Raw genomic sequence first — 23,114 nt, forward strand, 5'->3', positions numbered from 1 at the left:
CGAAAGGATGCTCGACTCCTGCGGGACTAGCGGGACAGGTGAGACCGCGCAAGAGCGTAAGCGATGAGGAGGCTCACCGCCCGCCCCGCGGAAAGCGAGCATCCTGGAGCGAAAATCCCCCCATTCTTAGAGCAACACTGTCTACGAAAAGATCCATAAATTAACACAAAAAATGCTGAAGATCCTTTGTGGATCTTCAGCATTTTTTCAACGCTTGCTTATGTAATCATAATTGCTAGAAAAAGGACTGATGCAGCAAAATAAACATACCCTAATTTACTATCTTTATCTTCACGCTTACTAATTTCGATGCCGAATAATAAGTACATGATAAATAAATACGGAATCCATGCATTTATAGAAAGATCTTCCACAAAAAAATGATAGAAACCCATCATCACTGCTCCGATCGAAAGAGCAGTATTTACTTTTTTCAGTAAACCCAACAAACCACACCTTTAGTTGTTCATTACTTCTGTACCCTATTCTATTCTTTTATTGTTAAACAATGATCGTCCTCTATCAATTAACATTTCTACTATTAAATAAATAGGAACGCCGATGATAAAGTATATTCCTAAATCCATTAACAACGACTTTAAGCTAAATCGATCTTCAAACCAATTGTAATGGAAGTTCATCTTTTCATATACTTGCTCAGTAATCCGATTAGTCGCTATAACCGTAACGACAATGGCTATGAACTCTTTCAAATGCCCACCTCTATCTGTGTTCTACCCTATCATAAAGGCATCAACCGAAGATTTATTTTTTGTAGACAACTGATAGGAGAATCAATGCTATTCCTAGAAATAGAAAAGCGATTTCAATAGAGAGATTAGATTGAAGCGAACCATTAGATCGATATGTTGATAATAAATGGCTCATCTCTAATAGATTCTGCTTTTGAATCAATTATTGGATAAAAACCACACTTTGCTAATTGGAGTGTAAGGATGCTCGACTCCTGCGGGACTAGCGGGACAGGTGAGACCCCACAGAAGCGTTAGCGACGAGGAGGCTCACCGCGCCCGCCCCGCGGAAAGCGAGCATCCTGGAGCGGAAATTAACCACTTATCTAAAAGCAACAATGTCTACGAAAAGAGTATGACATCCTCCTCACATCTAAACTAGATTCATTAATTAACTAATAATTGTATAGTCCCTACTCCGACTGATATAAGCGCAAAGACTAAAACAAATGAAAGCAGCTTACTTCTTTCCCTTTTTGTTTTACCTAACCAAAACCTCTCTTCAATTCAGTCCCATCTGAAGGAATCTATTACACTAAGAGAGAATCTTATAGCTTAGAACAAACCGTATGCATAATCCAATGAAACAAGAAGAAACACAACACTCAATACAAATTTGATTAACCTGCTATGTTTTGGCTTTCCACTTTTCTTCTCCATAAATTCTACATAAATGATTAACAATATAAGTCCAATCCAGGTCATTATATTTCCAGTCAAATCATTATTCATTATTAATCTCACAGATACGAATGCTAAAAGAAAATAGCCACAGTATCCTGAAACATAATGAATGTATTCTTTCATAACTTCACCACTCTTTCCAAAAGAATAACACTCAATAACTTTCTTAAAATCACGAAACGATCACTCTTCTATATATTACCATATCGTGACTGACTCCTCAGATAACTTACTTAACAGCTAATGACAAACCCATATCTACTAAGAGCTCTCTAACCTTAAACAAACTCCTAAGAATACATCGTTGTTCTCACTCGTAAAATGACAGTTGTACCAACGGAATTCGCCTACTACGTCTCGAGACCTAGAGGGAATTTGGACTGTAGACCGCTGTATTATTGGTTTGCTTGCAGTAATTTTAAAGAGAGGAAAAAAGTGCTTAGCAAGACTAATCGAAAAAGGAATCGGGGGAGAATGTATGCAATTATTAACGAATTGGGCTTTTCGAAACAAAACAGCAATGGGACTATTTATCGTTATTACGCTTTTGGTGGGAACTGTTAGTTATTTTCTACTGCCTATGGAATTTCTGCCTGAAGCTGATAACCCACAGGTAACCGTCGTTACGCTTGGTCCAGGTAATGATGCGGGTTCTATGACTACAAATGTCACCGAACCAATTGAACAAGCCGTAGCTTCCGTGAGTGGAAAAACATCGGTTCTCTCAACAACAGGTGAAGGATATTCACAAATTACGATTAACTTTGATTCGAAAACGGACATGAAGGAAGCGAAGAATAACGTAGAAGATGCCATCAACCCACTTTCGCTACCAGAAGGTGTTGGAAAACCCCAGATATCGCAACTCAACACAACCATGATCCCGGTTGGGCAGGTGTCGATTACGTTTGATGACGGGATGACCAAAAGCAACCTTGAGCAAGTAAATGACAGGTTTAAACCACTATTCGAGAACCAGGAAGGCTTATCACAAGCTAGCATTGTTGGTGAGAGCGGATCACGCATTCAGATCAATTTGGATCGAGATAAGTTAGAGCAGCTTCAAATTCCAGTTAATGCGATTATGGGAGTCCTTCAAGGGCAGAATGTTTCCGCATCAGCTGGAAACACAACCATTGATGGAGAGAAAAGCACGATTAACGTAACCGATAACCTGACATCAATCGATGCGCTTGAGAACTTACCTATTCCTCTCCAGATTCCGAACTCGGAGCCAGTTTATTTAAAAGATGTCGCGTCGGTCGAACAGGTGAAGTCCGATGATCTTGTTACAAGGGTGAATGGGAAAGAAGCTCTTGCCGTTGTCCTTTTTAAGGAAAGTGATGCGAGTGCGGTTACTGCTGGTAATGAAGTCGAGGAAACGGTGCAGAAAATTAACAACGAGTACAATGGTGTTGAAGCAAAGACTCTCTTCACAACTGGAGACTTGGTAAAGAACTCTGTCACAAGTATGATGCGCGAGGTTGGACTTGGTGCGCTCTTTGCGACGCTAGTTATTCTGTTATTTCTGAGGAAATTAAAACCGACCATTATTACAGCCATTTCGATTCCTCTATCACTCGCCATTACGCTCTTACTTCTCTGGGTTTCTGGCGTAACACTAAATATTCTAACGCTTGGAGGTGTGGCTGTAGCGGTCGGTCGTCTAGTTGATGACAGTATCGTTGTCGTCGAGAACATCTTCAGGCGCAGTCAGAACGAAAAGCTATCAAAGGCAACCGTGTTAGAAGCAACAAAGGAAGTATCACGTGCCATCACATCATCAACGCTCATTACAGTTGCCGTGTTTCTACCAATGGGTCTTGTGAACGGATCATTAAAGGCGTTCCTCCTCCCGTTTGGATTAACCGTCACTTACTCATTGCTAGCTTCCCTACTCGTCGCTTTGACCGTTGTTCCACTTCTGAGTCGCGCAATGTTAAAAAACACAACGCTACCATCTCATTCGCCACCTGAAGGGTATATCAAAGTTCTTAGATGGTCTCTCAATCATAAATTCGTACCAATTCTCCTGGCGATTGTCGTTTTTGGTGGTTCAATTGCTCTTTATGTAACAATGCCAAAAGCAGCGACTGGCGCAAATGATGCATCAATGGTATCTGTGAGTATGGAATTCCCGAGCGGCACACCTGAAGATACAAAAAAGAAGCGTATGATGGAGTTTGAGAATACGCTAGCTGATTTCGATGGATATGAGTATATGATTACGCAATATGGTTCAAGTGAAGAGGAAGCACAGTACGGACAGGTAAGTGATCCGAATACAGTACTCTACACGGTCATTATGAAAGAAGATGCGGATGCGGAGAAATTCATTGAAGAAGTCGATCAAGCAAAACAAGATGAGAAGAACGTTACGATTGAAGCAAATCCTGCTTCAATGTTCGGGGGCTCCTCGAACTCTTCCATTACGTATGATGTGATCGGAAACAATACGAACGATATCTTAATTGCATCAGGTAAATTGATTGATGAAATGAAAGATGTTGACGGTGTACAAAAAGTATCGAGCAATCAGGATAAAACATCGCCAGTGTATACAGTAAAAGTTAATACGAAGAAAGCGAATGCCCAACAAACGGCTATGCAAATTAGTAGTCTACTTAACCCACAACCAATCGGCGCAATGACGCTGGATGATCAGAAATTGCCAGTCTTTCTTAATGCAAACATTAACCCTGATTCACTATCTGACTTAAATGATTTAACACTTGCGACGAATGCCGGAGCAGTCCCACTGTCTCAAGTGGCTTCGATTACGCAGGAAGAGAAGCCGAGTACGGTTCTTCATAAAGATGGTGATTTGTATGCGCGTATTACCGCAGAAGTTACACCAGAAGAGCTCTCAGTCATTGCTGGGAAAATCACTGAGAAAGTGAACAAACTTGATCTCCCAGAAGGAATTACGCTTGATACAGGCGGAGCTTCCGAACAACAAGCAAATGACTTTAAAGATCTTGGTATCACGATGCTAGCGTCAATCTTAATTGTGTATCTCATTATGGTGCTAACATTCAAGACGTTACGTGCACCGCTCGCGATTCTAATGACCCTTCCGCTTGCATCCATCGGAGCCGTTCTTGGTCTATTAATCTCTGGCGTGCCAGCTGATGCGACAGCGCTGATCGGAGCATTAATGCTGATTGGAGTTGTCGTCACAAACGCGATCGTGCTCATTGATCGTGTGAAGCAAAATGAAGAAACCATGATTATCCGAGATGCTATTCTCGAAGCATGTGCAATCCGCCTTCGTCCCGTTGTGATGACCGCAATTGCTACAATATGTGCAATGCTTCCACTTCTCTTCGGACATTCTGAAGCCGGTAGCCTTGTATCAAAGTCGCTAGCCGTCGTTGTAATTGGCGGACTTTCTGGAGCGACTGTTCTCACGCTCGTCATTGTGCCCGTCTTTTATGAATTGCTTTACTTTAGAAAGTCAAAACGCCAGCGAAAGCAGGAAATTGTAACAGAGCAACAAGTAGCGAACTAATCAAGAAAAACTGCCATCCTTTTATCATAAGGGTGGCAGTTTTATTGTAGTTCAGCGCAAAATTGATGTGCACAGCATGAACTGTCCTAATCATCATCTCGGCTGCTATTGTCATTTCCATCTTCTTCGTATGTCCAGCGTTCCCGCTCTTCTTGCTCTTCTTGCTCTTCCTCACGATCTCGTTGTTCCTCATCTTCGTCATTGAATTCTCCTGTTTCATCATATCTCTCTTCATAGTCGTCATCGTCATCAAAATCAACATCCCACTTATGGGTTCTCACATTAGATGAAGCATGAGTGGCTGCAACTTTACTCGTAACAGCTTTTACTTTAGATCGACGTGACAGACTCCTGAATACAAAAAACCCACCAATCATGAAGATGAAAACAAATTCAACTGGAATGAACAAAAATAACGCCAGCAGGATCATAACATACAGAATCCAATACATTGTCCCAGCTCCCTCAAAGAACATTCGTTTTCTAGCAAAAGCTTTTACACCAACTAGCGTTAAAGAAGAGACATTTTACGTACCTATCTTATTCCGCTGAACGTCACTCCATTCCTCCCGTTGTTCGGTTTTGCATGGAATTGGGTTAATACTCTCTATATCTTCCTTGCTTAAGTTTATATACCTTCAACAAGACTAACTTTTTCTGGTCGAAAGCCTTTAATAAAAAATGTTTAAGGTCTTTTCGTAGACATTGTAGTTATAAGAGGAGTTAATTTCCGCTCCAGGATGCTCGCTTTCCGCGGGGCGGGCGGTGAGCCTCCTCGTCGCTAACGCTCCTGTGGGGTCTCACCTGCCCCGCTAGTCCCGCAGGAGTCGAGCATCCTTCCGCTCCAATTAGCGAAGTGTGGTGTTTTATATTTAAATTTTTTCAAATGCAACGACCTTACAGAAAGAGCCTATTAAAATGAAAAGGGAACTACATCATTGATGAAGTTCCCTTGAACCTAGACTATTATTATGTAGAACAACCGGTCGTATAGATTAGACTCGAGAAGAGTCAGTTCCTAAGATTGATTTAATTTGTGTTTCTTCTTCTTTCTTATCCAGGTACTCAAAAAAACCAATACGATTTCCCCATGGATCTCGGAAGGTTCCCCACTTGACTGGAACTTCGGGTCTTGAGTGTATTTCGAACCTTTCAATCGTTAATTCCTTTATAAGTCTTTCACGTTCACCTTCAATATCTGTAACCCCTAATCGCAAAGGACCATTGCCCTCCGTTAACTCTCCTTCAGCCACCTGTAACCAACAGCCAGGAATGAGTTCCCATTCAACAAATCCCTTATGGGGAATAAAATCGGGATGTTTATTTATTAGAGTTTCATACCATTTATGCCCCTCTTCAATATTAGAAACACGAACTTGAGTAGTCATCTCAAAAATCAATTATGATACCTCCTAATGTAGGTTTAATTAATTATTCAATGATGCATTTACAGGATCCTTATTTAGCATATCCAATATGTTTCTTCTGGTCGGTGATGTCCAGTTCAGGATGATATCTCTCTACCAATTCAATAACATCTTCAATTAACTTCTCTAATTTTTCTATACCGTTTTGTGGATGTCCAATTAGAATATTCGTCATTCGATCATGAAGACTTTCCGGTCTAATTTCCATTTGTTCAATATAGATCCCCATCCACTTAAATACAGGGTGGTGTACATATATGTGATTAAGTCCAAATAAAACTCCTAGTAGATTCCTTTGCACGCCACAAATAACATCAGAAAGCATTAACCAATCTTGGCGTTTCAAAAGTGCTTTTCGGTTATTCCATCGATTACTCAACCAGAGGTTTTCCGAAATCATACGTTTTGAAAGCTCTAACGGGTAAGTGGCAATTCTGTTTTTTAGGTCATTGATTTTTTCTTCTCCAAAAAGGCTGACACCATCATTTATGGAAGCTATAATACACTGTTTATCGTAGTCCGTTTCGTATCTATCCACAACATCTGAAATAAACCGTTCTACTGTTTCACACAAAAAGTTACTAATCTCAAACTTAATTCCATTTTGATCCAAGTAAGATTCAGACCACTCTTCATCTTCATAAGGATGATATGAAAGAATAGTGCCATCAATTTTTTGAATCGGATTCTGTCGATCCTCGTCAGTAGGAGAGCTTGACCATAAAATATGTAATTCAATATCCGAATGTTCATCTTGTAAGTTTTTAGATACTGATCCAGCAAGAAGAACGGCATCTACCTTTGGGTTTTCCTTATAATGTGCTGACATCTCGATTGATTTTTGTAATAAATTCATCTAGACCTCCAACAAGTTTATCTGCAAATATTATTTCATAATCATTTCTATGTATTAGACCTAGATCCTCTATATTTATTAGCTCTATACTCCGTTGAAAAATAGAACACTGCAATGATAAATAATGCAGTTGAAAGGAACATGACAATTCCGTTCCATTCACCATTAAATATTGCGATATTTATAAGTGTCATTGTGTGCATGATAGCTACGATTATGAACAAAACGAGATACGTTTTCATAGGTAGTTCACCTCCCACGATAAGGTGTCAAAAGCTATTTCTCTATTATTCCTAAGTAATCTTCTTCTTTAATCTCACTTTTTTCAGTAACAAGAAGAGCTTTAAAGGATGTAAAAAGCTCTTGAATCTCTTTTTCCTTATTAATAAGTTCCATACTAGTTCGGTAATCATCTTCACTTTTATAGTACGTCATTTCCAGCCATTTTGTAGGATCTACTTTGCTATGTAAGTAAGTTGTTTCAGCATCTATGTACCTTCCATAGACTTCTCGAGCTTTCTGTTGAATAAGCAAATACTCTTCTATTTTTTCTTTTTGAATATGATATTCATAAACTTTTACAAACATAAATTTCTCACTCCTCCAAGAAAAATTAATATTCAGTCATTCAGAACTACCCGAAACCCACGTTAAACGCTCATCTTTTATGAAGAAAAAATGTACTGAACACTTCCGAAAATAACGAGGCCCATTATAACTATAGTAAATAGAAGATTAATAATCGCACTCTGCTTTTTACCATCCCACAAATCATTGACCATTCGCTTCAGACTTAGAAACATCCAAAATACCAATAAAAAGAAACCACCCACATAATCATTACTATGGTTTTTATCAAAAATCATTTGAAAAGCTCCCAAAATCATTAATCCACATAATAAATTGCATCCTATTGTAATACCTTTTCTACTCATCTTATTTTTCTTATCTTCACTCTCCATCCTTTACACCTCTGCTTAGAAATTACGTAGTAAAATAACGAGGCTATCCGTTAATCTTAACAATATCACCTATCATTTGGATGTCTTCACCTTCTAGAATTATTCCATCCCCATCATTACCTGCGTAAATAGTAGCCTATTCATTCTCCCACGGAATCACAGTGAGTTTTGGCCAAAGATTAAGCCATTTAGTAGCTTTTTCTTCATATATGTCACGTGATATTAGCTGTTTATTAGCTCTTACTGTCATACTAAAAAGATCATTTAAGCCATATGGGGCATACACCTTGAATTCTCCATTAGTTTCTCTTCTAACCCCTAGCGCAGTAGCGGTTGTTGGCCAACTATTGATCGCATCTTCTAGTGATTGATAGGGGTTGATGTCTTTTCCGAATTTCTTTTTATACCAAAGATGAACTCGAGCCTCATTTTTAACATCTATTTCGAGAGGAAGATCGCTAAGAGAGCTTGCGAGTTTCAGTTCTATCATTTCTTCTTTCTCTTTCGTTAAGTCCTTATCATCGAAATAAATGATATCAATATCACTAATGCCATAACTTATTGGGTAACCTGATAAGTAGTTCCATACCGTCTGAACTAAACTACCCGCTCCAACATAGTAGTGATCAAATTCTAATTGAGATACTTTTAACACTTTTTCAATGTTCTCATTCAAGTTCAAAATGTTTTCTAGTATTTCAATCTGACTGTTTACGTCTTTGTTCAAGCCGTTCAAATTACCACGCTCCTGTTTGATAATCTTGCTAAGCCACGTACGATTCTATTTTTTCTTTCATTCCACCTATATTCGTAAATAGAACGTAGTTTCCTTTTTTGGTATTAATCACAACAGTATCAGTACTTGCATAAGGGTTACCAATTCTAATAGCCGACTTATCTTTCCCACCATACGTGTTATCATAATGAACCTCGGTTATATCAGACAAAAGTATTTCAATCTTACTTAACTGCCATTTAATAATAAGGCTATTATTTTTTTTAGTGACATTTATTTCGAATAGTTGCATTCGATTCACTCCCATCTTTTATTTACATACGATTGTTGGGAAGAGTTAGTTTCAATTATTAGGAAATTGAATTAGTGGAGAACTATCATTAATTCTTCATGATTATCATCCCAAATAAAAAAAGCAGTTCAATTGAGGGTACACTTTGAGTCTTGTACGCCAAAATTGAACTACTTTAAATAAAATGAAAACTATTCGGCAATCACTCCGCACGCAATCCGATCTCCTGCATCTCCAGATGGTTGTGAGGTATTATCATCTTCACTAGCATGAATCACAAGTGCTGTTCCGGATTCTTTTAGTAACGAGTTGTCTTTCCCTTTTTCTAGTGTCACTTTCTCATTCATGATTTCTTTTTGAACCGTTCCGTCTGCGCTTACTTCAAGATTCTCCAAGTCTCCAGCGTGTGGACCATCTTCTGACATCGTTCCATGGCTCGCATCTGCTGGGTTAAAATGTCCGCCTGCTGACTTGAAATCAGGTGCTTCACATGATCCGGTTTCATGAATATGAAAGCCGTGCGTTCCTTCTGGTAGATTAGAAGCATCTAGTTGAATCATCGTGCCACTATCCTGTTGCATCAGTTCAGCTGTACCGATTTCTTCTCCATCCTGGTTCATCATTTTAACCGAGATCGTTTCAGCCGCTTCATCACCTTGCTGTTGCTCTTCCTCTCCGTTATTCATTGTTCCGTTATTTTCTGATCCAGATGTACCTTCCTCATCCCCCGTGCCACCGCAAGCAGTCAACAATAGTAATACCGAAAAGATTGCAAATAGAATCGTCAAACGTTTCATAATCAGATCCCCTCTCACTTCCTTTTTTCATATACATGGTATCCCATAAGCCAATAGCTTAAACTCTTCTAAAGGGAATTCTATCCATTTTCCTAGTATTCTATAAGTAAATCGAGTCTTTAGACTTATAGGGCCAGAAGCACACTAGTTAAAAGGAAGTGCAAGACGATTCAAACACAGACAGTTATACTCACTGCACCCGAGTTGCTTCCTGTGATTTATGCTAGTCAATTGTGCTAAACTAACGTAAATCGTCTGCTACTAGCTAGCAGGAATCCGGAAAGATGCAATAAACGCTTATTAATCTGTTAAACAAAATGAAGGTGCTGTTCATATGTCAAAAATATTATTAATACTAGTCGCATTTGGGGTAGGATTTCTATTTGATTTACTAAACATCCCTGCTGGCTGGTTGTTAGGGGCTATGCTTGTCGGTGTTTACTACCGCCTCATGATCAATGATATAGCGTATCCTAATCTACTATTCGATCTCTCTCTTGCCGTGATTGGTGTGAGCATTGGTATTAGCATAAAAGTCTCGATGTTTAAAGAGGTCGCGAACTATTTGCTCCCACTTGCTGTATCGATGATGATCCTTTTAGTGGCGAGTTGGATCCTCGGAAAAATTCTAAACCGCTATTCGAATTTAGATGCCAAGACAGCTTTATTCTGCTGCTTACCTGCAGGCGCTTCTGTCATGATGGCGCTAAGTAAGGAGTATAAAGCGAATCTAGGAATTGTTGCAGCGTTTCAAACGGTGCGGATTATGATGCTCGTCGCAACAATTCCAATCGTAGCTGGATTAATGTCCTCCTTCCTCTCGACCAAGGAAGTGGAATCAAGCTCCTTAGGACAAGTGGCAGATAACGCTTTGCCTATGTGGCTCGCCGTGTTCAGTTATTTGTTCCTAATTGTTCTTACACTCGTTGTTGCTAAAAAGTGGCGCATTCCTATTGCTCCATTTCTCTATTCGATCTTGCTTGCCTTTCTCTTTCATGTGTTGATCCAACCTCTCCCTCCTATGCCGAATCTAGGAGTTGGATTAGGGATGGCCATGCTTGGTGTTATCATCGGAGTTCGATTTGATCGCAAGTCATTAGCTGATATTAAGCAAATTGGTTGGACAAGCGTTGCTATTCTGCTTGCGTTCTTCTTCTTAACGTTTGTTGTAACATTTGTCTTCTATCTGATGACACCACTTGATTTCACCACAAGTCTCCTTGCCATTGTTCCTGCCGGAGCACCCCAGATGGCTTCTGTTGCCGCCTCGCTCCAGCTTGATGCGAGCGTTGTTGCTGCGATGCAAGTAATTCGCTTACTTGTTCTCATTCTAATTATCCCAGCTCTTGTTCCTTTTCTCGTATCAAAGGAAAACAAAGAGGCAACTGAAATGGATCATAAGTAAAAAGCATGCGCTTCGGCGCATGCTTTTTATATAAACTTAATTTTAGCAAGGTTCCTTTAACTGCTCGCACAATGAACCGTTCTCGAAGTAGTCATGAATAACATCAAGTTCAGAATATGGCACGCGTTCATTCCCAATAATCAGTTGTGTATGATTCTCCTGCCGACCATTTGTATACGGTGAGAAGCAGGATGGACATCTCTATATATACTGCAATTGACTGTTCATTTAACCATCCTTTTTAACTAAATAACGCTTTATCAAAATAAAGCAATTCTTTTCTGCCTTAGTTCCCCTACTTATACTAAGGTAAACATTTAGATAGCATTGGATAGGTTTTGAACCGTTTACATGTTTTCCTATGTATTATGCCTTTACATATTAATCGATCTACCATGCTCAAAAAGAACTCTATTCATCTACTAACAGTCGGCATTAAGAAGAGAATGATTGCGCTCAATCCTCATCCTAAAGTTATTCATTAGCCTTATTTGGTCTTCCGTTAGCATTTCTTTATCCCAGTACATGTGCATTAAGCTATATTCAAAGACTTCCTTTAGTTTAAGAAAGAGGGGAAGTTGATCTACCATTTCTTCTGAAAGGTCATTTTCCTCTTGGTACCCATCAAGGATTGCTTTTGTAATATCGCGGCCATATTCAACGATGTTACCTCCTCCTACAAACGAATACTCTAATGCGCTATAGATTGGAACAGCTAAGTCATAAATATAGTAATGTTTCTCACAATCTTGAAAATCAATCATTGTTACATTCGACTCACCATCAAACAATGCATTTTCTAAGCATAAATCACCGTGTAACAATCCATAAGTCGAATGATTTTTTGGTAACTTTCTAATTGCTGATAAAATCTCTTGAGCAATCGATCGGATAGCCGTTTCCTCTTTAGGAATATAGTTTAGAAAAGCATATTCTTCATTTTCATGCCAATCCTTTATGTATTTTACCGGATGCACCTCTTCAAATTTCTTAGATAAACGATGCAATCTTCCTATTTGGCGACCTAGTTCTTTTAATACATTAGCGTTCCATTCATTTTTCGATAAGTGAACACCAGGAGCCGATTGATAAAGAACAGTTGATACATGATAATCGTCTAGCGTTATCTTTTCTACTGCTTTTCCATCAAATGAAGAGATTGATGGCGTTACACCGAAGCCTTCTTCGTATAAGAAATTTGTGTACTGAACTTCTTCTACCTGCTCTTCCTCGCTTTTATAATTTGTTACCCTTGCGTAATAATCGCCTTGTTCGGTCTTACAAAGATACATTTCATTCGTTACTGATTCGACTTTTATAATATCTACTGGATAGAGATTATTGAGTAATTCACGTAATTTTTGTTCCATTTCTACTCTCTCCTTCTTAATTCGATTTATTGAATATTAGTTTTTCACTTTTCCAATTATTCCAAAAGCAACTAGTTACAGCAAGCAATATTTGCAAAATAATCTATTCTGAAAGATCGTTGTTTTTGAAGTACATTGTATCAAACCACACTCGGTAAATTGGAACGGAAGGAGGCTCACCGCCCGCCCCGCGGAAAGCGGGTAGGAGCGGAAATTTACTCTTATAGCAACAATGGCTACTAAAAGAGCACTACAAAAAAAAGTGATTTACCCTATTTAGGATAAATCACTTTTCAATTAGTATAGAGATTCGATTTTATAAAATTTGGGGATATGTGCTACTAGTAGTACATAATTAGCATCGAAATAAAACTAATAACAGTGTATAGTACGGATCCATAAAACACTATTCCAACATTTACTTTCTGCTCGTTGTTGTTCTCAATTTTCCATGTCGCCTCACTCAGGTTAGCGTCTGCATATGAAGATAAGATCCCCCCACTGCTATTGGATAGATAAAGAATAATAGAAATTCCTAGTCCGATAAAAAAGCTCCAATTGCTATAAGAGAAGGGAACGATGAGACTCGCAGTCAAAACAATTAAACTGATTATGATTGCTGTAACGATTGATTTAAGTATAATCTTCTTCAAAGTGATGCCTCCTTTGATAGTATTCATACGAATGCTATTCGAAAAGGTTTCGTTTTTCGCGTTAGGGCTAGTCAGATTCTGTTAAAAAAATGGATTCGCGGATATAATCTCGTTTTAACGGATATATTTTAAAAATCGCGGATAAAATTTGTTTTTCGCGGATATATACAAAATATCGCGGATAAATGCTATGTTCGAGCAATTCACACTTGCTGTCACATACCAAAAAAATAGAAAGGAGCTACTTATGACACTTTTATCACGAGAATTCTATCAGAAACCCACTTTAGATCTTGCAAAAGCATTGCTCGGATGTGAATTGGTCAAAGAAACTGAAGAAGGACTAGCTTCCGGTTACATTGTTGAAACCGAAGCTTATTTAGGAGCAGGAGATCGAGCAGCTCACAGCTTTAACAACAAACGAACAAAGCGAACTGAAGTAATGTTTGGTCCTGCTGGGAATGCTTATACGTATGTTATGCACACACACTGTTTATTCAATGTTGTGAGTGCTCAAATTGGAACACCTGAAGCTATTTTAATACGTGCCGTGGAACCTGTAAGAGGACTACATCTCATGGAAAAACGTAGAGCTGGCCGTAAGCAAAAGGACTGGACTAATGGACCTGGCAAGTTAACGAAAGCCCTTGGAATCAACAAGAGTGATTACGGTCATGCCCTGTTACGAGAACCTCTCTATATTCATCATGGCTATACCCCAAAACAAACTTCTGAAGGGAAACGCATAGGCATTGATAATTCCGGTGAAGCTCGTGACTATCCTTATCGATTCTGGGTTACTGGGAATAAGTACGTGTCCAGGTAATTCTATATCGGCATTTAGTATAATAGTGAATTCTGAAGGCCGTCGGGACCTTAAAAAAAAGGGACAGACCGGAGTCTGTCCCTCTTGAATTCTATTTCTTCAACAATCCGTTTTCCACAAGCCAATCATGAGCAACGATCGATACTGGGTTTCCCTCAATATCAACTTTATAATTCAACTTACGCATAATGTCACTAGTTAGTTTTTCAGCAAGTGGCGCTGTAATCTCTTTTACTTCAGGGTACTTCTCATAAACATCCTCATTTATCGTGACTGCTGCCCTGTAAGGAGGAAAGAAGTTCTTATCATCTTCTAATGTAACCAAATCATACTCAACGATTGTAGGATCGGTTTCAAACGCAACGGATATGTCAACTTGCCCGTTATTTAGTGCTCTTTGCGTTAAACCTATATCCATTTGTTTGATTTGACCTGTTTGAAATTCAAATCCATATGTTTTCTCTACACCAGGGATCCCATCAGGACGGTTGGCAAATTCTGCGTCAGACGCTATTGTCAACTCTCCAGGATTTTCATTAATGTATCCAGCTAAATCACTGATCGATTGAATACCTAATTCCTTCGCTTGTTCCTTTTTCATTGCAAGAGCATAGGTGTTATTCACATTAGACATATTCATCCAATGGATATCATTTTTTCGATCAATCTCTTTCACTTTCTCGAACGCTTTTACAGGATCAGCAATCGTATCCTGCCCCATGTATGTAATGAGTGCAGTCCCAGTGTATTCCCACATCACATCTACCTGTTTATTCTCAAGCGCTTTACGAACAACGGTACTGCTAAGATTATTCATTTGTTTCACATCAAAGCCCTCCTCTTCTAGAAGAAAGGAGGTCATTTCAGAAAGCAAATATTGTTCTGTATAGTTCTTGCCTCCAACAGATATCTGCTTTCCTCCAATTCCTACAGTTGAGCAAGATGTTAGCAAGGATAGTATAACAACGATTATGAATCCACTAAGTAATTTCCTTCTCACGTAAACACCTCCTGACGTTCCATTACAATTCTTGGGGCGGCTTTGACCCTTCAGGCACAATAAGACGCTCAAGTAGTCGAAGCAAATAATCTACAAAAATGGCTAGTAACGTGACAGGGATTGCCCCTGAGATTAAATAACCATTATCAAACAATTGTATCCCTGTGAAAATCCAAACCCCTAGACCTCCACCTCCAACGACGTAAGCAAGAGCTGCGGTTCCGATATTTAACACGATTGCTGTACGGACTCCTGCTAGAATCGAATAGGCAGCGTTGGGTAATTCAATTCTTAAGAGAATTTGAATCGGCTTCATTCCCATTCCTTTAGCAGCATCAATTAGATTCTCATCTATGGAATCAATTCCTGCTACTGTATTTCGATACATCGGCAGAAGCGAATAGATAAAGAGTGCAAAAACAGCTGTATTAAATCCGATACCGAGAATACTGATCATCAAAGCAAGTACAGCAAGGCTTGGAATAGTTTGACCAAGGTTTACAGTATTCGATACGACCCACTCTGCTCTTCGAAAGCTTTTACGTGTTACCAGAATCCCACCTGGAATCGCAATAATTAGCGCTAGCAATGATGAAACAAGCACTAGCTGTAAATGCTGCTTCACTAGGAGCAGAAATGTTGTTGATTCACTGAAAATATAGTCAAAGTAATGGTTACTAATCGCCCAGAAAAAGAACAAAGCGACCAGTCCATAAACCGAATAACGAACAATAAGACTAACAACTTTCTTCTTATTCATCTCATCATCCCTTCTGTACCAGGGCAGGTTTTGCTTTGATTTCGAAATGGAGGTACTTTTGGACAAGGTCGATGGTGATAGCGCCAAGCTTATTTCCATTATCATCACTCACAATAACCTGTTCTGCTTCCTGGTTTAACAGCATCGATAGACTATTACGAAGATCATGATGAACATTGATGGTTTTCGTGTCAGTGATTGCTTCATCAAACTCTGCAAGACCAATAATTTCTCGCAGGTTCTGAATCGTATGTAAACTTAAGCTTTTAATGGCACGATCTTTCCCAAAGAACTCTCGAACAAATTCATTCTTAGGACGCACAAGCATTTCGGAAGGCGTATCATATTGCATCAATTCTCCTCCACGTAGGAGAACAATTTTATCCGCCATTTTAATCGCTTCGTCAATGTCGTGACTTACAAACAGGATCGTTTTCTTTACTTCTTTTTGAATTTGAAGAAATTCGCCTTGAATCTTTTCACGAATAATAGGATCAAGTGCTCCAAACGGTTCGTCCATTAGCATTACGGGTGGATCTGCCGCTAAAGCGCGAATAACCCCAATTCGCTGTTGCTGTCCACCAGATAATTCATGCGGGTAGCGCTTTCCAAACTTGTCTCCACTTAAACCAATCATTTCCATTAGTTTATTAAATCGAGCCTTTTTCTCCTTTTTGCTCCATCCTAATAAGTCAGGAACAATCATTACATTCTCTTCAATAGTCATATTAGGGAATAGTCCGTTACTTTGGATAACATATCCAATTTTTCTCCGTAACGCTATTTGATCCAATGCCATTGAATCTTCACCATCAATCATAATTTTCCCATCTGAAATTGTCTCAAGACGGTTAACCATTCTGAGTAATGTAGTTTTTCCACATCCTGATGGCCCTAACAGAACGACAATTTCTCCTTGTTCAACTGTGAAATCCACACCTTTAACTGCCGTGACGCCGCCAGCATAAGTCTTTGTTGTCTGATCAAATGTAATCATTCCTACACCTCACTCTTTAATTGGCAATGCTTTTGGGAGTATACCTTTTTTGAATCCATAGCAAAAAGCCATCTGCAATCATTGCTAGAATTGCAACAGCAACCGATCCAGTAATGATTAAATAATTATCTCCCCTTGAGATGCCTTGTGTGATTAACACGCCAAGACCACCTGCCCCAATGTATGCAGCGATGACACCAATGCCGATATTAATCACCACAGCAGTTCGAATTCCAGCCATAATTACCGGAAAAGCATTTGGAATCTCGACACGAAAGAGACGTTGAAGGGGCTTCATCCCTAATCCCATTGCAGCATCCCTCATCTGCGGATTGACGTTACGAATCGCGGTATATGTATTCCGTATTATGGGGAGTTGTGCATACAGAACTAACGCTACGAAAGCCGGGACAAATCCAATCCCTAAGTTGACGATAGAGAAAACTGGGATCATAACACCAAATAATGCGATACTTGGAATCGTTAACATAACTGATGCGATTTGAAGTACCGTCTCGGCTAAATAATCATTTGTCGTTAAGTAAATGCCAAGGGGAACCCCTATTAAGAGAGCAACAAGTATTGCTAATCCCACTAGAATGGCATGTTCAATCGTCAAATCAAAAATTCGTGACGAATTGATTTCAAGAAATTTCATCCATTTATCCAATTTGACACCTCCTTTTCCTTTCATTTCCTAAAAATGCATCAACCTTAATGGTAACATAGTCCTTCTCATTACCAACATCGTGATAAACAATGACCTAATGGAATATCTAGTAGGTTTTTACTAGTTTACTGTATATAAATACCCTATAACGAAAGTCCTAACCCTCATTTACAAATGATGGAACGAACCTATTGATTAAAGTAAGTAAAAAAACGCTATTGGACATACTATATGAATACTTTCTACTTAACGACTATACTTATTGGAGGTGAAAATCATGGGTAACACGATTCATTCCGAGCTCACATATAAAACAACCCCAGAACGCCTGTATACCACTTTAATGAATTCAGATAAGTTCAAAGATGCTACGGGTGCACACGCCAAGATTGATGCTTGTGCAGGTGGAGCCTTTTCCCTTTTCGGTGGTGAGATCGAAGGCATGACTGTTGAGCTTGTTCCTAATAAACGAATTGTTCAAGCATGGCGGGCAAACAACTGGAATGCTGGAGAGTATTCGATTGTAAGGTTTGTTCTAAAAGCTGATGGCGATCAAACATTGCTTGTATTTAATCACATTGGCTTCCCTGAGGAATATGAAGAAGATTTAAGAGACGGATGGGAAGAGCATTACTGGTCTCGTTTAAGAAACTATCTTAACAATTAATAGGCTATAAAAAGAGGCTAACCACAGTGGTTAGCCTCTTTTCCTCTTTAGTTAACACCTTTGATGCTGTTCTTTAACCCCTTTATGCACCCGTTATGTTCACTTTCATGGTAAATAGCAAACAGAACAACTTCACCAATCGTTGTTAATTCAAATGGACCAACCTTGAATGGTTGTGCGATCTCTTCTTCTAATTGACCTTGAAACGTTTCTTTCACACGACCTAATTGTGCAGACAAGTGAGCATTCAGTTCATCTACTGTCGGGGGCTCAGTTGTCCAGTCTTTCGGGCTTGTTCCACGTGAGAACATTTCGCTATACCCTTCTGGTAAGTTTGCTTCTCTACCAGTTTGGAGAAAAAGAAGTTGTTCAACAGAAACATAGACGTGACCAAGCTGCCAGCGTAACGAGTTTGGAAACCCTGCAGGGATAACATCTGCTCGCTCTTCTTTAATTCTCTCTGATCCCATTAAAAGGAACGTTCGAGTCATTTCAAATTGTTTCAAAACCTTGTTTTCCATTCGTACACACACCTCTTCCTATTTTCATCATCAACCCTTTTGTACCTTTTCTAACACAAATTCTACTAAGGAAACTGGTGTAACTCAACTGTATTGTATCATAAGTTCTAACGGCCTTTTTTCTAAGTAATAAGATAAAAAAGGAATAGATAAAGTAGCATAGTACTACATTTATCTACCCCTTTAGATTGTATTCGCTTTACGACTGCGGAACCGATTGATCTTTCTGTTTGTTTCCGTTCGACTGTAGCACTTTTAATCCGCTTCCGATGTCTGATGCTAAGATGTAATTTCGGTCAACGAAAACACCCCAAACATCAGATTCTTCAGGTGTATATCGCGCAATTTCAGTCGGATCAGAAGGGTTCGTAATATCTACAGCTACAACTCCTCCTGCATAGTGAGATAGATAAAGTGTATTTCCACGTACTTTTGGATCGTGAACTGTTTTTGCGAAAGTTACATTGTTTTCTTCAGGAATATCGTATGTTAATTCTGTTTTAAACTCGCTCAAAAGCTTCGGATTGCTTTTATCTTTAATATCGAAAATACGTGTATACCCATAAGCTTCTTCATATCCTTCTCTCACAGGATTATAAACTTCACGCGTTTCAATTAGAATCGTTCCACCTTTTGCAAGCGTTGCAGAATGAGCCGATCCCTGCTGATCAGAGGCAAAGTCTGTCCTACCAAGATACTCAGGCTTCTCTGGATTAGAAATATCGAACATAACCGTTCCAAGATCCCACATGGATACGTACGCATACTTTCCTGTTTCATCAACCATTGTACTATGGTTGAAAAGTGGCCTTGTTTTCCCATCTGGTGATTCCCAGTGATAACCATTGAAATCATCGGATACTTCAGGAAGCATTCTAGGATCAAACTGCCAGAGTGTTTCAGGATTTGTTGGATCTGTCACATCTACAATTTGAAAGTCTTTCTCTTCACCATGACTGAAATAATCAGCATAAGGGTTTGCAGCTACAACCACTGCTCTATTCCCCTGTGTCGTTAAATACAATTCATGTGTGCCTCTCGTTTTCTTCGATACTTCCCAGAAACCTAGTTTCTTTGGAGTTTCAGGATTTGTTACGTCATAAAGAAGGAAGCCACCTTTTGAATCCGGATTGGTTTTGTCTAGTTGCTGTACAGACACAACTGCCAAATCACCTTTAAATTCTGGCGTGCTAATTGATTTCACAATAACTTTCTCCTGCCATGTGCCAGGAATATCGTCATTCGCGAACACTGCAATCTCTTCAGGATTCGCAGGATCTTTCAAATCGAATACACGTACTCCACCATTACCATTGTTCTGGACATGTGTGCCTACATAGGCGTATCCTTTATGTGCATATACATCAGCGAATGAATTTTGCTTACCGTCTTCGCGCACAATTTCCATTTCCGGTGCTGCCACTTCTTTTAAGAACTTCAGATTCTTACTTCCTTCCATAACAGGAGCTACAACATCTTCATAATTTGCACGCTCGCCTTTCTCAATGTTCACATCACCAATCTCATCATGAGCTAGCGCCTGTACAGGTAGAATCATTGAAAAAGCTAGAACACCAGTCAACGCCGTCTTTACTATGTACCTACTATCCAATACACAAACCTCCATTGTCTAAATAGTTTTATAATTCAAATAGTATCATGAATACTTTTATTTTAAATACTTACCATGGAAAATAATTCCTATGAACTAGGTTGTTTTTTTGGAAATAGGTCTAAAGGAATGGTTGGATTGGTTAGAAACTACTAAAAAGAGGCAGTTCTCTCAGCCTTTAAAGCACTGAGTTAACTGCCTGCTTATTCATAACTCAAGCGAATAATCCCTTTATCATCTAATTTAATTCGCTTCAATTTATCAATTTCAATTATTAGAGGATGAATCTCCGAGTCCTGACTCGAAAATATCCAGCGACGCTTTGGAGGTCCTAGCAGAATAAAACATCCTCCCTCTTTTTCCCCTAGGAAATTCAGTGAATCTTCCAGTAGGCTCTCATTATTTCGAACTGGAATGCCGAACTCCCTTATTTTTCGTCCCACTGAAATAACCTCGTTCGTTGTTAGATTAATTTCGCTAATTTTCACGAGATCCTCTACCGAAAAACCTAGACGCTCACTAGATGGTGAAATCAATTTCCTACAAATAAATTCTACTATATTTCCTGACGGGTCTATAAAATAAAAGGACTGAGCATTTGAATACGCAAAGGAAATCTCATCTTCATTATCCTCTTCACTTAATAAGACTTTTTGTTTTGCCCACTTCTTTGCTTCTTCAAATTTATTAACAGGGATCATAAAGGCAAAATGATAAAGTGGTTTAGTGGTGGACTGAGTCTGTTTAAATTCTAATAAACTTTCTCCTACCTTAATTTCAAAACCACCAGAATTGCTTTCTACTAACCTAAACCCCAAATTTTCAATGTAAAATTTTTTCAATTCGTCTACAAGATGACTAAAAAGAGTCACTTTGTTAATAAACAAGTAAGCCCCTCCTTTACATTTTCCAATCCTTTAATTCCATCATCTTAAAATTAATATCCTCCTCTACCTGCATTGGTGTAATTAATTCCAACGAATTCCCATCAGGATCATTGAAATAAATTGCAGCATGAGATTGTGGATGATTTGGTAGTACAATAGGCTGCTGTTCTGGTTTAAAGTTAAAAGCTGTTCTCACGTCTATATTTCGTTCAAATAACCAAGCCCTCGCTTCAAGCAGATCATCTAGCTCTACATGAAAGGCAATATGTCTTAAAGATGGATGATAAGGCGTATCAACCTTATCTGTCACCCATAACCCAAGCCAACTCTTCCCTTTCTCAATCCAAAAAAAGGTTACAGCATCACCATGATGAGCTACCTCTAATCCCAACCTACTATAAAAATCAATCGATACCGCTAAATCACTTATCGGAAGATGTGCTTCATATAAACCTTTAATCATACTGTCTACCTCCTATTCGAGAATAAGATACATTGGAGTTACTTAGAATCTATTAAAATCGTAACAATTACCATTGTCATTGTAATGATGCGTTTTACTGAACTTTTCTACGACTTTTGGATGAAGTATTTGTAATTCAAGAAAAAGAAAAGCTGAAGATTTGTTTCCACCTTCAGCTTCAAACTCACTCTATTTTCCCCCTCATCTGTCTTTGGCCAATATATTCTCAATTTGGCTAATATAATTCAAATTCGGACAATAAATACTCATTCCGCCCGGTTTTCACTCTATTCCAAGGCTCGTTACTCCCTAGTCCATTCCTCGGCCAATATCGCATAGAGATATTCGCTTCCCCATTCTCCTTTGAACCATATATTTTGATGAAAGTGCCCTTCTCGTCTCATTCCAAGCCTTTCTAACAATTTGATGGAAGGTTCATTTTTCACATCTGTAATCGCAGTGATGCGGTGTTTCGAGAGATCAGTAAATAAAGAATGCACAAGACGTTTAACCGCTTCATATGCGTACCCTTTTCCTTGGAACTGAGGATCTAATGTAAAACCGATCTCTACCTGCGTTGGATCATCCTTTAAGGGATGCATCACGCAGTCTCCAATTAATTCGTTTGTTTCCTTTGATTCAATCGCAATCTGATAATATACTCCAGGACTATTGAAAGAGGCTTTTGTCATCTCTTCTATGAACTTTACTCCTTGTTCTCTTGTGAAGTTTTCCCAAGATTGATACCTTGCGACGTCTGGATTTGCTCTATAGTGGACAAAGTTGTCCAAATCATAAGATTGAAAAGCTCTCAAACGCACCCGCGAGCTTTCGATGGTCTTAAACTGATTTTGCATCATCAATACTACACCTCATCATTCAATGGACTTAATCATCTCAACTTTTTCCGTTTGAAAATCTACAGTATAGTAAGCTCGAACTTTAATTTCCCCATTAACAGCTTCATGAATTCGAATGAGGTATGTAGTTCCTTCCTCTTTCATATAGTCAACGGTAAACCGTTCTTGCTCTTCATCGGTTAGCTCATTATATACCAAAACCTCAGCGTCATCTTCTGAGAGTATCTGTTTCTCTTTAGCTACTCCATCACTAATTGTTTCATGGTCACTATTAGGTTGGTTAGAAGAACAGCTAGCTAATTGACTTATCAACAGAAAGACCCCAACTAAGAACAAAAAAGTTTTTCTCAAAACACCACTCCCTGTTCTAAATCACTCCTTTTTTATATACTAAAAAAAGTCTCTA

28 protein-coding genes are annotated in these 23,114 nt (G+C 38.9%); 4 read left to right on the plus strand and 24 right to left on the minus strand.

Annotated features, from left to right (window positions below):
* Positions 1-218 precede the first annotated feature (218 nt).
* The 3 genes from AB986_RS08710 to AB986_RS22330 form a co-directional block, all read right to left on the minus strand.
* The gene (locus tag AB986_RS08710) at positions 219-446 is read right to left on the minus strand and encodes a hypothetical protein (protein ID WP_048310451.1); all 228 of its coding nucleotides are present in this window, start codon (positions 444-446) and stop codon (positions 219-221) included.
* 36 nt (positions 447-482) lie between these two features.
* Complete coding sequence (locus tag AB986_RS08715; RefSeq protein WP_048310452.1) at positions 483-713, minus strand: hypothetical protein; 231 nt, start codon at positions 711-713, stop codon at positions 483-485.
* Positions 714-1,307: 594 nt separating this feature from the next.
* Positions 1,308-1,484, minus strand: a complete 177-nt coding sequence (locus AB986_RS22330; protein WP_161797353.1) for a hypothetical protein — start codon at positions 1,482-1,484, stop codon at positions 1,308-1,310.
* Positions 1,485-1,914: 430 nt separating this feature from the next.
* Here AB986_RS22330 and AB986_RS08725 point away from each other — a divergent pair, with 430 nt between their 5' ends.
* Complete coding sequence (locus AB986_RS08725; protein ID WP_048310454.1) at positions 1,915-4,947, plus strand: efflux RND transporter permease subunit; 3,033 nt, start codon at positions 1,915-1,917, stop codon at positions 4,945-4,947.
* Between the two features lie 86 nt (positions 4,948-5,033).
* Here AB986_RS08725 and AB986_RS08730 read toward each other — a convergent pair whose 3' ends face one another.
* The 9 genes from AB986_RS08730 to AB986_RS08770 all read right to left on the minus strand — a co-directional run bounded on the left by AB986_RS08730 (position 5,034) and on the right by AB986_RS08770 (position 10,017).
* Positions 5,034-5,399, minus strand: a complete 366-nt coding sequence (locus tag AB986_RS08730) for a hypothetical protein (RefSeq protein WP_048310455.1) — start codon at positions 5,397-5,399, stop codon at positions 5,034-5,036.
* Positions 5,400-5,942: 543 nt separating this feature from the next.
* Positions 5,943-6,347 (minus strand): VOC family protein, encoded by a 405-nt coding sequence (locus tag AB986_RS08735; protein ID WP_048310456.1) that lies wholly within the window; start codon positions 6,345-6,347, stop codon positions 5,943-5,945.
* Between the two features lie 58 nt (positions 6,348-6,405).
* Positions 6,406-7,230, minus strand: a complete 825-nt coding sequence (locus AB986_RS08740) for a DUF4037 domain-containing protein (RefSeq protein ID WP_048310457.1) — start codon at positions 7,228-7,230, stop codon at positions 6,406-6,408.
* Between the two features lie 47 nt (positions 7,231-7,277).
* Complete coding sequence (locus AB986_RS08745) at positions 7,278-7,472, minus strand: hypothetical protein (protein WP_048310458.1); 195 nt, start codon at positions 7,470-7,472, stop codon at positions 7,278-7,280.
* Positions 7,473-7,506: 34 nt separating this feature from the next.
* Positions 7,507-7,818 (minus strand): hypothetical protein, encoded by a 312-nt coding sequence (locus AB986_RS08750; RefSeq protein ID WP_048310459.1) that lies wholly within the window; start codon positions 7,816-7,818, stop codon positions 7,507-7,509.
* 77 nt (positions 7,819-7,895) lie between these two features.
* Entirely contained in the window at positions 7,896-8,192 is a 297-nt protein-coding gene (locus tag AB986_RS08755; protein ID WP_048310460.1) for a hypothetical protein, read from the minus strand.
* Between the two features lie 136 nt (positions 8,193-8,328).
* Positions 8,329-8,928, minus strand: coding sequence for a nucleotidyltransferase family protein (locus AB986_RS08760; RefSeq protein ID WP_053216094.1), 600 nt, complete (start codon positions 8,926-8,928; stop codon positions 8,329-8,331).
* 28 nt (positions 8,929-8,956) lie between these two features.
* Entirely contained in the window at positions 8,957-9,220 is a 264-nt protein-coding gene (locus tag AB986_RS08765; protein WP_048310461.1) for a SunI/YnzG family protein, read from the minus strand.
* 191 nt (positions 9,221-9,411) lie between these two features.
* Positions 9,412-10,017 carry a superoxide dismutase family protein gene (locus AB986_RS08770; protein ID WP_048310462.1) on the minus strand — a complete coding sequence of 202 codons (606 nt, stop codon included), beginning with the start codon at positions 10,015-10,017 and terminating at the stop codon, positions 9,412-9,414.
* Between the two features lie 334 nt (positions 10,018-10,351).
* Here AB986_RS08770 and AB986_RS08775 point away from each other — a divergent pair, with 334 nt between their 5' ends.
* Positions 10,352-11,422, plus strand: a complete 1,071-nt coding sequence (locus AB986_RS08775) for an AbrB family transcriptional regulator (RefSeq protein ID WP_048310463.1) — start codon at positions 10,352-10,354, stop codon at positions 11,420-11,422.
* A gap of 422 nt (positions 11,423-11,844) precedes the next feature.
* Here the strand turns inward: AB986_RS08775 and AB986_RS08780 are convergent, their stop codons facing one another.
* Positions 11,845-12,792, minus strand: a complete 948-nt coding sequence (locus tag AB986_RS08780; RefSeq protein ID WP_048310464.1) for a phosphotransferase enzyme family protein — start codon at positions 12,790-12,792, stop codon at positions 11,845-11,847.
* A gap of 341 nt (positions 12,793-13,133) precedes the next feature.
* Complete coding sequence (locus AB986_RS08785) at positions 13,134-13,445, minus strand: hypothetical protein (protein WP_236690331.1); 312 nt, start codon at positions 13,443-13,445, stop codon at positions 13,134-13,136.
* 247 nt (positions 13,446-13,692) lie between these two features.
* Here AB986_RS08785 and AB986_RS08790 point away from each other — a divergent pair, with 247 nt between their 5' ends.
* Positions 13,693-14,271, plus strand: coding sequence for a DNA-3-methyladenine glycosylase (locus AB986_RS08790; protein WP_048310465.1), 579 nt, complete (start codon positions 13,693-13,695; stop codon positions 14,269-14,271).
* Positions 14,272-14,362: 91 nt separating this feature from the next.
* Here AB986_RS08790 and AB986_RS08795 read toward each other — a convergent pair whose 3' ends face one another.
* The 4 genes from AB986_RS08795 to AB986_RS08810 are packed head-to-tail and all read right to left on the minus strand — an operon-like array spanning position 14,363 to position 17,698.
* Positions 14,363-15,271: an ABC transporter substrate-binding protein gene (locus AB986_RS08795; RefSeq protein WP_048310466.1), complete on the minus strand. Its 909-nt coding sequence runs from the start codon at positions 15,269-15,271 to the stop codon at positions 14,363-14,365.
* Positions 15,272-15,293: 22 nt separating this feature from the next.
* A complete protein-coding gene (locus tag AB986_RS08800; RefSeq protein WP_048310467.1) occupies positions 15,294-16,031 on the minus strand; it encodes an ABC transporter permease in 738 nt (245 codons plus the stop codon).
* 4 nt (positions 16,032-16,035) lie between these two features.
* Entirely contained in the window at positions 16,036-17,028 is a 993-nt protein-coding gene (locus AB986_RS08805; protein WP_048310468.1) for an ABC transporter ATP-binding protein, read from the minus strand.
* Between the two features lie 16 nt (positions 17,029-17,044).
* The gene (locus AB986_RS08810) at positions 17,045-17,698 is read right to left on the minus strand and encodes an ABC transporter permease (protein WP_048310469.1); all 654 of its coding nucleotides are present in this window, start codon (positions 17,696-17,698) and stop codon (positions 17,045-17,047) included.
* Between the two features lie 277 nt (positions 17,699-17,975).
* Here AB986_RS08810 and AB986_RS08815 point away from each other — a divergent pair, with 277 nt between their 5' ends.
* Positions 17,976-18,365, plus strand: a complete 390-nt coding sequence (locus AB986_RS08815) for an SRPBCC family protein (RefSeq protein ID WP_053216095.1) — start codon at positions 17,976-17,978, stop codon at positions 18,363-18,365.
* Between the two features lie 47 nt (positions 18,366-18,412).
* On the opposite strand, the gene AB986_RS08820 is transcribed toward AB986_RS08815, so the two are convergent.
* The 6 genes from AB986_RS08820 to AB986_RS08845 form a co-directional block, all read right to left on the minus strand.
* Positions 18,413-18,886, minus strand: a complete 474-nt coding sequence (locus AB986_RS08820) for a DinB family protein (protein ID WP_048310470.1) — start codon at positions 18,884-18,886, stop codon at positions 18,413-18,415.
* Positions 18,887-19,085: 199 nt separating this feature from the next.
* Positions 19,086-20,498, minus strand: a complete 1,413-nt coding sequence (locus AB986_RS08825; protein WP_152670947.1) for an LVIVD repeat-containing protein — start codon at positions 20,496-20,498, stop codon at positions 19,086-19,088.
* A 203-nt stretch (positions 20,499-20,701) separates the two neighbouring features.
* Complete coding sequence (locus AB986_RS08830) at positions 20,702-21,385, minus strand: VOC family protein (protein WP_048310472.1); 684 nt, start codon at positions 21,383-21,385, stop codon at positions 20,702-20,704.
* Between the two features lie 13 nt (positions 21,386-21,398).
* Entirely contained in the window at positions 21,399-21,848 is a 450-nt protein-coding gene (locus tag AB986_RS08835; RefSeq protein WP_048310473.1) for a VOC family protein, read from the minus strand.
* A 302-nt stretch (positions 21,849-22,150) separates the two neighbouring features.
* Positions 22,151-22,708: a GNAT family N-acetyltransferase gene (locus tag AB986_RS08840; RefSeq protein ID WP_152670948.1), complete on the minus strand. Its 558-nt coding sequence runs from the start codon at positions 22,706-22,708 to the stop codon at positions 22,151-22,153.
* 15 nt (positions 22,709-22,723) lie between these two features.
* Positions 22,724-23,059, minus strand: coding sequence for a hypothetical protein (locus tag AB986_RS08845; RefSeq protein ID WP_152670949.1), 336 nt, complete (start codon positions 23,057-23,059; stop codon positions 22,724-22,726).
* Between the last annotated feature and the right edge of the window lie 55 nt (positions 23,060-23,114).

This window comes from Guptibacillus hwajinpoensis, assembly GCF_001039475.1.
In the GTDB taxonomy this organism is placed as follows: Bacteria; Bacillota; Bacilli; order Bacillales; family Guptibacillaceae; genus Guptibacillus; species Guptibacillus hwajinpoensis.